Origin of the sequence: Paenibacillus zeirhizosphaerae, from assembly GCF_030705605.1 — a bacterium.
GTDB lineage: Bacteria > Bacillota > Bacilli > Paenibacillales > Paenibacillaceae > Paenibacillus > Paenibacillus zeirhizosphaerae.
On record NZ_JAPCKK010000031.1, the window covers coordinates 74,026 to 87,465 of the forward strand.

General features: G+C 48.8%; 11 protein-coding genes and 1 riboswitch. Of the genes, 3 read left to right on the forward strand and 8 right to left on the reverse strand.

The window, feature by feature from the left end:
- Positions 1–170: 170 nt before the first annotated feature.
- Together OIN60_RS19580 and cls are read right to left on the reverse strand one after the other, a co-directional pair.
- Positions 171–1,085 (reverse strand): YitT family protein, encoded by a 915-nt coding sequence (locus tag OIN60_RS19580; RefSeq protein WP_305756556.1) that lies wholly within the window; start codon positions 1,083–1,085, stop codon positions 171–173.
- Positions 1,086–1,288: 203 nt separating this feature from the next.
- On the reverse strand, positions 1,289–2,719 hold the full coding sequence (cls, locus tag OIN60_RS19585) for a cardiolipin synthase (protein WP_305756557.1): 1,431 nt from the start codon (positions 2,717–2,719) through the stop codon (positions 1,289–1,291).
- Positions 2,720–2,908: 189 nt separating this feature from the next.
- Between cls and OIN60_RS19590 the strand changes: the two genes are divergently transcribed.
- Positions 2,909–3,913 carry a M23 family metallopeptidase gene (locus OIN60_RS19590; RefSeq protein ID WP_305756558.1) on the forward strand — a complete coding sequence of 335 codons (1,005 nt, stop codon included), beginning with the start codon at positions 2,909–2,911 and terminating at the stop codon, positions 3,911–3,913.
- 56 nt (positions 3,914–3,969) lie between these two features.
- Positions 3,970–4,398: a bactofilin family protein gene (locus OIN60_RS19595; protein WP_305756559.1), complete on the forward strand. Its 429-nt coding sequence runs from the start codon at positions 3,970–3,972 to the stop codon at positions 4,396–4,398.
- A 68-nt stretch (positions 4,399–4,466) separates the two neighbouring features.
- Here OIN60_RS19595 and OIN60_RS19600 read toward each other — a convergent pair whose 3' ends face one another.
- Positions 4,467–5,243 carry an ABC transporter permease gene (locus OIN60_RS19600; RefSeq protein ID WP_305756560.1) on the reverse strand — a complete coding sequence of 259 codons (777 nt, stop codon included), beginning with the start codon at positions 5,241–5,243 and terminating at the stop codon, positions 4,467–4,469.
- A complete protein-coding gene (locus tag OIN60_RS19605; RefSeq protein WP_305756561.1) occupies positions 5,236–6,144 on the reverse strand; it encodes an ABC transporter ATP-binding protein in 909 nt (302 codons plus the stop codon). Before OIN60_RS19605 ends, OIN60_RS19600 begins: the two co-directional genes overlap by 8 nt.
- A 433-nt stretch (positions 6,145–6,577) precedes the next feature.
- Between OIN60_RS19605 and OIN60_RS19610 the strand changes: the two genes are divergently transcribed.
- Complete coding sequence (locus OIN60_RS19610) at positions 6,578–6,946, forward strand: helix-turn-helix domain-containing protein (protein ID WP_305756562.1); 369 nt, start codon at positions 6,578–6,580, stop codon at positions 6,944–6,946.
- Between the two features lie 73 nt (positions 6,947–7,019).
- On the opposite strand, the gene OIN60_RS19615 is transcribed toward OIN60_RS19610, so the two are convergent.
- The 4 genes from OIN60_RS19615 to OIN60_RS19630 form a co-directional block, all read right to left on the reverse strand.
- The gene (locus tag OIN60_RS19615; protein ID WP_305756563.1) at positions 7,020–7,193 is read right to left on the reverse strand and encodes a hypothetical protein; all 174 of its coding nucleotides are present in this window, start codon (positions 7,191–7,193) and stop codon (positions 7,020–7,022) included.
- Between the two features lie 182 nt (positions 7,194–7,375).
- A complete protein-coding gene (locus OIN60_RS19620) occupies positions 7,376–10,060 on the reverse strand; it encodes a discoidin domain-containing protein (protein WP_305756564.1) in 2,685 nt (894 codons plus the stop codon).
- A gap of 48 nt (positions 10,061–10,108) precedes the next feature.
- The gene (locus OIN60_RS19625; protein ID WP_370872570.1) at positions 10,109–11,722 is read right to left on the reverse strand and encodes a glycosyl hydrolase; all 1,614 of its coding nucleotides are present in this window, start codon (positions 11,720–11,722) and stop codon (positions 10,109–10,111) included.
- A 28-nt stretch (positions 11,723–11,750) separates the two neighbouring features.
- A riboswitch (cyclic di-GMP riboswitch) is annotated at positions 11,751–11,840 on the reverse strand.
- 166 nt (positions 11,841–12,006) lie between these two features.
- Positions 12,007–13,383: a sugar phosphate nucleotidyltransferase gene (locus tag OIN60_RS19630; RefSeq protein ID WP_305756566.1), complete on the reverse strand. Its 1,377-nt coding sequence runs from the start codon at positions 13,381–13,383 to the stop codon at positions 12,007–12,009.
- Positions 13,384–13,440: the final 57 nt, after the last annotated feature.

Below are 13,440 nucleotides of genomic sequence, written 5' to 3' on the forward strand. Positions count from 1 at the left end.
TAAAGAAAACTATTAAAGAGGAAATGAGGCTAAAAATAAAGTTTTTCTTAAATTGAAGGGCGAGCGGCTTCCTGAAGCATTACCGCTGGAACGCCAAACTGTTTCCGGCAAATAAAAAAGCCCCTGAAAATGGATCAGGGGACTGGTTTTGTCTTACGATTTTAGCCTAGCTAATGAATTCCTTTTTTCTTAAATCTTCCGCCCTTCACATCATGGATATTACCGATCGCAACAAAGGCTTGCGGGTCCCAATCCTCAACAATGGACTTCAGCTTCGCTTCCTCAAGCCGGGTAATCACGACGAAAATAACCTTTTTGCTATCCCCGGTAAAACCGCCTTCACCCTCCAGATAGGTAACACCGCGGCCCAGGCGGTCTGTCAGTGCATCTCCGATATCGCGGTATCTATCACTGATAATCCATACGGACTTGGACTGATCCAGACCTTCAATCGTAATATCGATCATTTTCATGGCAATATAATAAGCAATCATGGAATACAGCGCATTGGGCCATCCGAAGACGAAGCCGGCGCTGCCCAGAATAAACAGGTTCACAAACAGCACGATCTCTCCCACCGAGAACGGTGTTTTTTCACTGACGATAATCGCCACAATCTCCGTGCCATCGAGCGAACCGCCCGAACGAATGACGAGTCCTACGCCAATCCCGAGAATGACTCCCCCGAAGATGGCACCCAGCAGCGGTTCACCCGGCGTCAATGCCGGAACCGGATGCAGCAGCGTCGTGCCGATGGACATGAGAACTACGCCAAGCAGTGTAGAGAGTGCGAAGGTCTTGCCAATTTGTTTATAACCCAGGACAAGAAAAGGCAGATTTAGAAGAAATAGAAATATGCCGAGCGGCAGGTGAAATAATTCCGAGAACATAATGGATACGCCTGTGATGCCCCCGTCGATAACCCCGTTGGGAACAAGGAAGATTTCCAGCGCTACCGCCATCAGTGCAGCTCCCAGAGTAATAAAAGAAATCCGCTGCAGCAGTTTCTTTATCTTATTTTTCCGACTGATCGGAAGCTTTTTCTCCAATGCCGCGACTTGTTGTTTTTCGATGGTTTCCATCATCCTTCCCCCCTAAATATATATGAAATAGTCTACATATTAATAGATGAAAAAAGGGGGATTTATCAGCAAGCCCCTCCTTCGAAGTATCGTTAACTTATTTATAGTATATCACAAAATGGTCGATTTAGAGCAAAAAAGTAAGCAGGGAGCAGAAAAACAACAAAAGAATGCGCTTTCCCATCAAATTCAGGCTATTTTGGCCTTTAAAGAAGCGGAGAGAGCATGCGTGTCAATATTTCAGCTATCTTCTGGATTCTGGACCGGTTGGCAAACTCCTCGTGATCGATCGGTCTGGAATGCTGTAAATCCTCTTCAAAATCCCGCACCAGTCGGTCAATGGCCTCTTTGGAAAACAATACTGCGTTCAGTTCGAAATTATAAAAGAAACTGCGCATGTCCAAATTGGCTGTTCCTACGGAGGCCAGCAATTCATCCACAATCATCACTTTGGCATGGATAAAGCCCTTGTGATATTGATAAAATTTCACCCCGGCCTCAAGCAGCTCCTGAATATAGGATAAGGAAGCAAAATGGACCCATACGGAATCCGTTTTGAGCGGAATAATGATCCGCACATCCACACCGCTAACGGCAGCCGTCTTGAGCGCTTCATAAATGCCGGGATCCGGGATGAAATACGGAGTTGTCAGCCATATTCTATTCTGGGCAAGTGTCAGGGCTCCAAAGCACATTTCCTGAATCGCATCCCAATCCTGATCGGGACCGCTGGCCAGCACCTGTACCTGCTCATTCCCCTGGCATTGATGGGGAGGGAATAGATTTTCATCGTAAATCCTCTCCCCGGAAGCAAGCCTCCAGTCACCCAGAAACGTATTTTGCAAAAAATATACCGCATCCCCTTCAATCCTAATATGGGTGTCCCGCCAAAATCCCAGCTTCGGATACAGTCCCAAATAATCATTTCCAACATTGATGCCGCCGACAAAACCAACCGTGCCATCCACCACCAGAATTTTACGGTGATTCCGGTAATTCACCCGCCGATCCATGGTGGCTATAAGCGGAGGCAGAAAAAAATGAAATTCCACTCCTGCTTCCTGGCAATCACGGATGAAGGAACGCGGCAGATGGTAGCTGCCCAGTCCATCTACTACAAAGCGTACCCTAACCCCTTCCCTTGCCTTTTGCTTCAAGACCTGCTGAAAACGCATACCGATTTCATCATTACGGAATATGTAAAACTCGATATGAATGTGGTGCTTCGCGCGCTCCATCGCTAATAGCATGTCGGGGAAGGCCTCTTCTCCGTTCGTCAGCACACGCGTTATATTGCAGCCGGTGATGGGACTTTCCGACAAGCGGGACAGCAGATTAAACAACCGTTCTTGGGTGAAAAAACCTGGATTATTCATTTGCTCGATGCGTCCAATCACCTTGGTCTGCTGCCAGAGCCGGTCTTTCAATTCCTGAAAAAGGTAGCTGCCCCTGTGTCGCATGAACTTACGTTTTGTATAATCCTGGGCCATGAAATAATAGACAACAAAGCCGATCAGCGGAAAACAAAACAGGATAAAGAGCCAGGCTACAGTCTTGGCGGGATTACGGAATTCAAAAATCAGGATGGTTCCGACCTGAAAAATAAAAATAAGCAGGGCAATCACTAACCAAAGCATACAGAACCCCCTTTACAGAAATCCCCTTGATAGCCAGATACTCTTTACATCTTTGTCATATATGGAAAAATTCATGAATACATAGTAAGTAATCAGGCAATTTGGCCGGCGTTCCGGCTGTGCTGCCGCCGCCTGCTGTGTATCTGCCGGAAAGGAGCTGTTATGAAAAAAGGAGACATAAACCGACGTATGACCCTTCTTTTGCTGCGTGACGCACAGCGCCCTGCCCGCCAATTTCAACTTTCCAAACCTGTTATTATTCTAGTACCCGCTTTGGCTGTCCTGTCCATCTCCACCCTCGTTGTTTCCCTTCAGGTCCGTTCCTCCCAAATCATATCCAGACTGGAGACAAGCCTCGCCGCCCAAAACCTGCAATTGGAAATTACTGTATCCGACAAAGAAAAAGCCATTTCCCTGCTGCAAAATGAAGTCATGAAGCTCAACGATCAGGCCATCGACATGAGGGAACGCATACAGCGGGTTAACGAGCTTGAGCAGCAGCTTGAGGAGTTTATCCAGAAGTATGACCCCGATTCCTCCACCAAGGAAGGTGATAAGAACGAAAAGATCTCTTGGGACGGATCCGGCAGCAAAGGCGGCCAATGGATCGCAGTTCACAATCGGGAAATACTGACAGTTGGCCGGGAGCTGAAGGACGACTTTGAAGAGATCCAGGAGCTGCTGGACACCGTGGAGAAGAACGTGCCCAAGACGCTGGAACGCGCCGAGGGCGCACGTAAGATCTGGGAACAGCGCAAACAGGCCAGTCTGCTGCAGGCCAGAAGACTGGAACTGGCCCGTGAGGGCAAGCCTACGTTCTGGCCCACATCAGACCGCCGCCTCACCTCCAGCTTTGGTTATCGGCGTGACCCGCTTAACGGTCGCAGCGCTTATCATGCAGGTATTGATATTGCAGGCCGCATCGGCGATCCCGTCTACGCGGCAGGTGCGGGAGTTGTTATAGCCGCCGATCAGATGAGTGAACGCGGCAAGTATATTATCATAAAGCATCCGAACGGGCTGCAGAGCTGGTATATGCATCTCAACGGAATGAACGTATCGCAGGGTGATCAGGTGACCAAGGGCGACCTGATCGGACAGTTGGGCAACACCGGACGAAGCACCGGCCCGCATCTCCACTTCCAGGTCGTTAAACAAAATATTCCCGTTGATCCGCTACTCTATGTACAATGAGAAACCAAGACGGACCGGCCGTTCTTTGTTAAAAGAAGATCAGGGAGGTTATAACCATGTTTAAAGCGATTGCCAAACCTGTACACCCCATCTCTACGGATACACTGCTTTCCAGCGGTTCATCCTTTGAAGGAATGCTCCATAGTGAAGCTCCGCTGCGGATTGAAGGCAGGTATCAGGGTGAGATTAAAAGCACGAATGTCGTCGTCATCGGTGAATCAGCCGTGGTTCAAGCCGACATCAACGCCGCGGAGGTGGTTATTGCGGGGAAGGTTTTTGGCAATATTCGTGCAGACAAACGGGTTACCATCACTTCTACGGGAGAGCTGTATGGCAATTTAACCTCCAACACGCTTGTCATTATAGATGGTGGTATTATGAACGGTTTCAGTCAAATGACAGGTGCGGTGGCTGCCCAGACCGGAGAACTGCCTGACCCTCAGAACGGAACACTGTCTACCAGGCATGCCGCAGAGGCAGGTTGATTTTATTTAACACAGAGAAACCCCTGCTACCCGCCATGCCGGACGGATAACAGGGGTTTTGCCTGAACTCAGGCGGTGACATCCCTTTTGACAAAAACGATCCAACAGATGGCAATAAATAGGACATAATAAACGGCCAATACGGAAATGGAGAAACCGAGGGTCATGCCTCCGGGACCGATGGGGGAGAGCATATATTGGCTTAGCCCCATGTTATTAAATAATGCGTATTTCGCCCAGCCGTACCGTTCAGGAGTGAAAAACAACGACAAGGTATTCTGCATAAACAGAATGAACAGGGACAGGCCGATGGTCAGACCGCCGGAACGGAAGACGGCTGAAAGCATAAACGCAAAAGTACATATGATAAACAAGTCAGCATAACGGCTGAGCAAGTTGGCAGTCGTATATCCTTCAACGCTCCAGCCCGGCAGCATCTCTGTTATGCCTCCTGTTCCACGCAAGAACAGCAACGAAAAGATAGAACCCATCACGATTAACAGGACGGTGCCGACCAGGCTGAACAGCACGACGGACAGGTATTTTGAAATAAGCAGCTTGCTGCGGCTCCAGGGACGGATCAACAAAAGCTTGATCGTTCCCGCAGAAAATTCTCCCGCTATGGAATCAGCCGCCACCACCACGGTAAATATAATGTTGAGAAAAAATGACACAGAAGCCGATAACAGCATACCGTCCCAAGCACTGACTTCATCGGAAGCTAAATAAATAAGCACCGGGACAATCGCCGAAATGAATGCCAGAATCACGAGCATAACCCAAGTTCGGATGCGGATATAAATCTTCAAATTTTCGTTATGCACAAGCTTAAAAAAATCAGCCAATGGTACCGCCTCCTGTCATCTCCAGGAATTGATCCTCAAGCGTTCTTACAGACCTATGTATAGAATATACCTTGATCCCGGCCGCGGCCAGTCTGGCATTCAAATCCGCAGTGTCTTCCATGTTTAGCTCAAGAATGAGGCTCCCCTCCTCAATCAGGCCACCCCCGGCAATGCTCTGAGCCTGCTGCGGGTCGTTGACCTCGAAGGCTACACGGGACAACTCGGGTGCCCTGACCGTTGTATTAAGCTCCCTGACCCCCATCAGCCGCCCATTCTGGATAATGGCCACACTGTCACACATCAGCTCCATCTCAGACAGCAAATGGCTGGACACAAAAATCGTTGTGCCCTCGCTACGGCTTAAATGCCGCAAATAGTCACGCAGCTCGCGAATTCCCTGTGGATCGAGGCCATTCGTGGGCTCGTCCAGAATGAGAAGCTTGGGACGATGCAGAATTGCCTGGGCAACTCCGAGCCGCTGGCGCATGCCAAGCGAATAGGTCTTTACCTTATCCCGAATTCTGCCTTCCAGACCAACCAGCCTGACAGCCTCCTCTATGCGTTCACGGGTTACGCCCGGATTCATGCGGGCATAGTGAAGCAGATTCTGGTAGCCTGTCATAAACTTGTACATTTCAGGATTTTCCACGATTGCACCGACAGTGGCAATCGCACGCTCAAAGTCTCTTTTGATGCTGTGGCCGCATATATGTATATCCCCCTCGGTTAACGATATGAGGCCCACCATCATTCGAATGGTTGTCGTTTTTCCCGCTCCGTTTGGCCCAAGAAAGCCGAATACCTGCCCTGCAGGAATATCCAGTGTCAGGTTATCGACAAGTGTTCTGGAGGATTTAATCTTAGTGACCCCTTGCAGTCGTACAACGGGATCTATCTGCATGTTGTTAACTCCTTCCTTCCGGATATATGAAGATCCCTAAGGAAATAAATCCGGTTTTAAACTATTGTACCATATAATTATATGAATTCTCCCTTTTTCTTCCTAAAACCGGAAGTTTACATTAAATGATAGCTTCAATATCATCTTATTACTTTTATTCCCATTAAATAAGATTCTTTAGTCACATATTCTATAAATGAAGGCATGCTTTTTCTGCTACCATATAACTATATATACTCACAAAGCCCGTCCTACTGCGAAAAAACTGTTCATTCTCCATGTATTTATAGTAAAATGCATATATGCTAATACTTTAATCCAGTAAAGATACTATGCGTATCTTTATATTTTTTGCATGCGATACAAAATGTTTCATTTTATTCATAATACTCCTTACCCTCTCTAAACAACATGCAACCAGGAGGAGATTACGATGGATTATGGCACCCGCATTGCAGAACTACGGGAGAAAAGGGGTTGGAAGCAAGAAGAATTGGCTCAGATTCTTGGAATCACGCGAGCTGCTCTCTCTCATTATGAGAAAAACCGACGCAAACCTGATTTTGATACACTGACAATACTGGCAAATCTCTTTGGCGTATCGATCGATTACTTAATCGGCCGCATACCGCACACGCAAAATGACATGAACCCGGAAGTCAAACAATTTATTGATCATCTTGAGCTGTCTGACAAAGATATTTTGCGCCGCTTTAATCTAATGATTGACGGACGCAGCTTAAGCGAAGAGGAAGCCAAACGCTTCATCGCATTTATCCGTATGGAACGTATGATGGAGTAGTCTAGGGGGCTCCAACGCCATGTCAGGCTGTTGGATTCCCCTATTTCCGTTCCCCCCTTACTTTCTCTTATCTCTAATCGTCAGGATTCGCGGCGTGCGAGCCATTTTCACGGAGCCATTCCGGTTCGTCCAGACCACACTGCCTCAAAATATCCTGAACATCAAGTCTGACCATCCCTTCATTCCATTCCCATGCTTTCAGCCGTCGTGCCCCGTCTATTCGAATTTTCGCATGCTCGCTAGTCAATTGGAATCCCCCGCTTAAAATGAAATTTCCGGCTGTCTCCACCAGTTTCTATAAAACTTATATTTTTAATATTCATTATTATATAAAAAGAATACCGAAAATGTTGTCGTCTTTTGCGCACATTTGTAAAAAAACAAGCTTCCCTCCCTTTAATTTGGAGAGAAGCTTGTCGTTGGTTAAGATCATTCAGCATAAACCTGCAGTTCATGAATGGACCAGAACATGGACGCGTCTTTAGTCAACACAATTTTTACATACCTAGCCTCAACAGGGTTAAAGCGGATGTCCGTCCATTTCCCGCTGCCGCGCCCCGAGCTGACCTTGGTCCAGTCCATGCCGTTGACAGACACCAGCACGTTATATTCGCGCGGATAATCATTCTCGGACGTCGCTCCATCCAGCGTGATTTGTCCGATCCGGCTCAATTTCCCCAGGTCAACCTGAAAATAGGCTCCCGCACTCTGCCCGACATTCGTGTCCCAGCGTGTGCGCGTGCTTCCGTCAATGGCCAGTCTGGCATTCGCTTCATTAGGGTTGGCGCGTGCTTTCCAGGCTGTTCGGTCGAGTGCGGCAAGCCCTGTGTATTCGATCCCTGCTGCGGACGAAATTTTATCCGAGCCTGATGCACGTATTTTGTAAGTGTAAGAGGTGCCCGCTTTCACCGATATATCCGTATAGTGGGTCCCTCCCACTGCGGCAGCAATGACCTGATATGAACCTCCAGCGCTTTCCGCACGCAGAACATCATAGGTCTGGGCTCCCTCAGCTTCCGACCAATCCACTTCAATGGCCGCTTCCTGCGATACCACGGCTTTTACCCAATTAGGGGCGGGGATGGCATCGATTGTGCTGATGCCGTCCACCACCTTGGTCGGAACTAGAATGTACTGAACGGATTCACCGGGACCCAGGGTTTCTTCAAAGTCCAGCGTTGGGGAGGCCTGCAGTCCGGACAATGTGCTCTGTGCCTCGGAGTAGGTGGCTCCGGGTCCGATGCGCTCTCCCTGGTAGGTTCCCTGATTAGGCATCGTTACACGGACCTTTATGCGCTGGGTTGTGGATTCAAAGTTCACCAGATTGACCAGCAGCTTGTTGGATTTCGCCCCGCTCCCTGGCAACGGATCAAGCGTAGAGGTGTTCACCGCACGTACATAAACCATTTTATCAGCGGTTTCGTTCTTGTTCAGCACCTGGTAGGTCAATGGCGTGCCGTGTGTCGCATAAGCGAGGCTGAGACGCCTCATGATATCGACGCGTGAATCCAGACCGCCGGGAAATTCATGAATTTTCGTGTCCGCAGGGTTATGATCGTTCAGATCAAAGCCTGTTTCAAACAAAGAATAATCTTTATAGAACGCGGCATGCTGGATGAACATGTCAGAATAACCGATCTGTGACCGCATAATCCGGTCAAAAGCCGCGGCCTTCGGCTGGTTTGCTCCATAAATCGGATTATCCGTATGGGAGTCAGAGGTGCCAAACTCCGTGTTCAACATCTGCTTGCTGAGTCCATCCTTGGAGCCACCGAACGTCTGCAGATTTTCGACAAAGCTGCCGCCTCTTCCCTGCACATACGATTCGCCATAAGCGTGACCGTTGGTCAGGTCCGTAACCTTCTCCAGCTCAAGGCGCTGCTGAGGATCCCTTTCCCATCCGTCCGGATCGCCGCACTGATTCTTGCCCCCCGTCTGGTTCTTGCATGCTTTGACGGAATATTGCGGCCAATATGCCCATCCGGGAGCTACTGTTTGCAACTGAGGGGCGATTTTCTTCCCTTCATTGTTCAACCAGTCGGCTACCGCCAAATTGACCGCCTTGGAGCGGTTGAACAGCCCTGGTTCGTTGTCAACTTCAAAATACTGCACATACGGGCCGTAACTTTGCAGATAAGACGTTAGCTTTTGTTTGGCGGTATCCGGCAGCGTTCCGTCTGCCTTCAGCTTGATGTCACCGGTATACAGATACAGGGCAACAGCCTCCATATTGTATTGCTTGAGCGTCTTATAGTAGTCATCCATATCCGAGCATGCATTACCGACATTACTCGCACAGGTGACCCTCATAATATTGCCGCTATAGGCAAGCCCAAGCCATTTCAAAACGGCAGGAAGATGGCGGGTAGCTCCCTCATCATAATAAAACTCGTTATTGTTTACATTGGTTCCCGTACGGATATAACTGCCGTGAATCGGTTCAGTCACCGGGGAGGCAAGCTTCTCAAGGCTCAGGCTATCCCATTTCCACCAGAGATTCGTATCCTCCGCAGCCGAGCAGTACAAGCATCGTGCCGTCCGGATCTTGAGCTGATTTACTCCCGTTAGGAGCTGTTCTTTCGGAATATACAATTGATAATTGCTCTTAAAAGTGTACTGGCTTCCGGTTCCCGACACGCCCGCGATCTGGATGATGCCGGAAAGCTGATTGTTCGAGAAAACAGCCATCTGCGGTATAGCCTTGCTTGCATCCAGAATGCGGACATTAAATCTTACACCGTTAGCCGGAATGGTATCCAGCTCATACTCCAGCGCCAGCTCCGGATTGGTTGAAGCATTCAATCCTGAGGGGACCTCTCCGTTTAGCTGAATGACTGGGGAAGAGGTCTTGACTGCCTGCGCAGCGCCTCCCGCTGCCTTTAACGCCGTTCCATTCACCGGTTCAACGTCCACAGTAACAGATTCCCGATCTGTTGTTCCTCTGAATTCACTGGAAGAATCGTCTTTGACGCCCAGCATCCATAAAGTTGTAGCTGCAGTTTTGTCGTTTTCCTCATTGCTTTCGTTGGCACAACCTACAAGCGAAAACAAGATAGTTAAGCCAAGCAGGCTCAGAAGGAAATATGCATACTTGTTCGCCAACCAATTCTTCATTGTTCTTGTCCACACTTTCTGTACAGGATAATCGACGGAAAAAGAGATTTATTCCACGGAGTGGAACAATGCACTTGAGGGAATGATCGCTTTGGATACCTGCTGGCTCTCCCACATCAGGCGTGCCATAGCATCGCCTGTTCCGTCATAAAATTCCACTTTGATGTCGTAGAACTGGTCTGCCTCGAGACTGATGCTTCCTTTACGTTCCGTCCAGCTTTGCTTGATCCAACTGTCAATAATTAACTGCCCATTCACCCATACCCGAATTCCGTCATCGGAAATGGTCGTAAAGGTATAGGTCTCGCTGTACTTCGGTTTCACCTTGCCTGTCCAGCGTACTGAGAATTGATCAGTATGAACCGCTGGAGCCGGTGCGGCACCACGCCAGTTGAAATCCAGTTTGGCATCCGTGCGCGTAAGCACAGGAGTACCGCTCAGATTCGTATTGTTGAAGAACTCGACGTTCAGTCCTTCATCTACCGTGTCCGGATCCGATGGAGCCGGACCTGGTGGGTCCGGTTTTGGTGGGTCCGGTTTTGGCGGAACCGGCTTTGGTGGAGCCGGTTCTTCCTCGGCTGGCGGCGCCGCCGGAGGATTCGGCTCAGACGGCTGTACAGGAGGGGATTCGACCGGAGGGGCCATAGTGGCAATCAATTCATCCCGATTCAGTGTTCTGTCTTCATTCATGTATGCAACAATGTCATCGTTCGAATTGTTCTCTGTCAGCATCTTTCCCCAGGTCATGGAGTATACCCATCGCGGCTGGGCTAACAGCACATTTTCAGAAGGCATTTCTCCATGCTCACCGATGGCGATCGGTTTTCCCCCGGCCAAATTCAGCAGGCCATCATAGTAGCTCTGCCTAAAATCATTGTCATAAATGTCCGCAGCCAAAATATCCACCTTAGACAAACCAGGGAAGGTTTTACGATAAGGAGCGGACCAAGCATTCGGAGCGTTGGGGTTCCAGACCCACAGCAGATTGTTCAGTTGGTGGACATTCACAAATCTATCATACATGATATCCCATAATTTGACAAACCTCTTCTTTTTTCCCCACCAAAACCAATTCCCATTCATTTCGTGGTAAGGTCTCCACAGAACGGGCACACCCGCATCCCGCAGTTTGCCAAGGGATACCGCAACTTTATCCAGGTCGGCGATCAAACTTGCATATTCCGCAGTGCCTGGTGTTACATACCTGTTAAATTCCGCTTGGGTGAGCTTGATCTGTACATTGGGCCAGGTCAAGGGCTTGCCGGGAAGCGCCTGATGAAAAGTCATAGCGACGATGCCGCCCTCATTGTGCCAATTAATCGCACTATCCACAACATTGCTGCGCTGAGCCTCGGCCTTCTCAGCCGATTGGTTAGAAATGGCGCCCAGCTCGTAGCCGTGAAGGCCAGCATACTGGCCGCTGATTCTCTTCAGCTTTTTGTTCAACTCATCCGGGCTTTCCAGATAATCATGCTGACCGGTAATCATTCCCTCTCCGTCCAAATTAGACAAGTACGTATATAATTCACGCGCCTCGGCTGAAGCAGCCGGATTAATCGGTGCTTCAGCAGCCTGAACAGCAAAGTGCTCCGGAGACAGGCCTGATGGAAGCAGAGAACATAACAGCACGACAGGCAACAATTTTTGAATAAATCGATACATAGAATAAGTTTTCACCAATTCTCTCCCTCTCGGTAGCTAGGCTGCCATCCCACAACAAGGATAAAGGCCCTATAGCTTTGCGTTCACCTGCCTTTCGGCAGGGTTGCCATTTTTCTATGAAGGCTATAAAGCTTCCTCTTATCCTAGAGTATCGACTGCAATTTACCAAAAATTTATAAATAAAATTTATTAGAACCAATTTTTCGAGATTTTTTTACAAAAAAAACCTTAAAACCACATCATTTTTTTCAATTATATGCATAAAAACGCAGCATATGCGTTTTTCATGAAATGAATTGCTGCAGAGAAATGTCATTCCAGTCCATGCAAATGCGAACGATATCTTCCTCCACCAGCTCGGAACCTGTCTGCACCTCAATCAGCTCCACATCGGTTACGGCCAAAATGCTGTGCTTCGTCCCTTCCGGAATACGTACAACATCACCAGCTTTCACGCTGTGCAGCTTCTCGTTCAAAATTACGTCCGCTTCACCGCTGATGATCGTCCATATTTCACTACGTTTCAGATGAAGCTGATAGCTGATATTTTTGCCCTGCTCAATGCAAATCCGCTTGGTGAGAACTTCATTGCCCTTAGGGTATTTCACATAATCCACAACCCGGTAATGTCCCCAACGCCGCTCCTCGTACATCGGACGCTGATTGTGTGCCTTCAGCACTTCCTTGATACGCGGGCTCTCCGCTTTATTGGTTACAAGGATGCCATCCGGACTTGCAGCCACGATCAGATCACACGCCCCGATGACGGTGACCGGGATATCAAGCTCATTGATTAGGCTTGTATTGGTGCAATCCTCAGTCATGACTCCCTTGCCTACCTGGCGCTGTGACATTTCTTCCGTCAATGTGTTCCAGGTGCCGAGGTCCTTCCAGAAGCCGTCATACGGGAGAACCACAATGTTCTCTTCTTTCTCTACAACTTCATAATCAAAGCTTATTTTCGATAAAGCATGATACTGCTTCTGCAGTTCTTCATAATTCAGCGGAAGCCCCTTCTCCTCCAGGATATTCAGCAGGTATCCCAAACGGAAAGCAAAAACTCCGCAATTCCAGAGCGCACTCCGCTCAATCAGAAGCTCAGCCTGCTCCCGGTCCGGTTTTTCCTGGAAATGACTGACCTGCAAGCAGCCCGCAGGTCCTGCTGGCGAGCCTTCTTTAGGAATGATATAACCGTATTTTTCGGATGGATAGGATGGGACAACACCCATCAGAGCAAGATTGGCGCCCGTCTCCTGCAGCGTATATTCCATGCGTGCTACCGTATGGAAGAAGGCGTGCTCCACATACGGGTCTACCGGCAGAATCGCGATCACCGTATCTTGGGATACACCGGCGATGCTGTATAGGTAAGTGGCCGTAAGTGCGATAGCCGGGAAGGTATCCCTGCGCTCAGGCTCCACGATGATGCTGACTTCATTCCCAATTTGGCTCTGAATCATTTCAACCTGCGCCCTGCCTGTAGCGATATAAGAGGAGTCCGCCATACCGGAGTCCCCCAATTGTCTCCACACCCGCTGCACCATGGATTCAGGTTGTCCTTCAGGGCTTTCCAGCACCTTCAGGAACTGCTTGGAACGGGAATCGTTGGACAGAGGCCATAACCTTTTACCGGAACCGCCTGACAAAAGTACCAATTTCATTACTCAACTCTCCCTCCAGATTTAATTTTCCTAAAAAGGTCATATTTTCCTGACCAC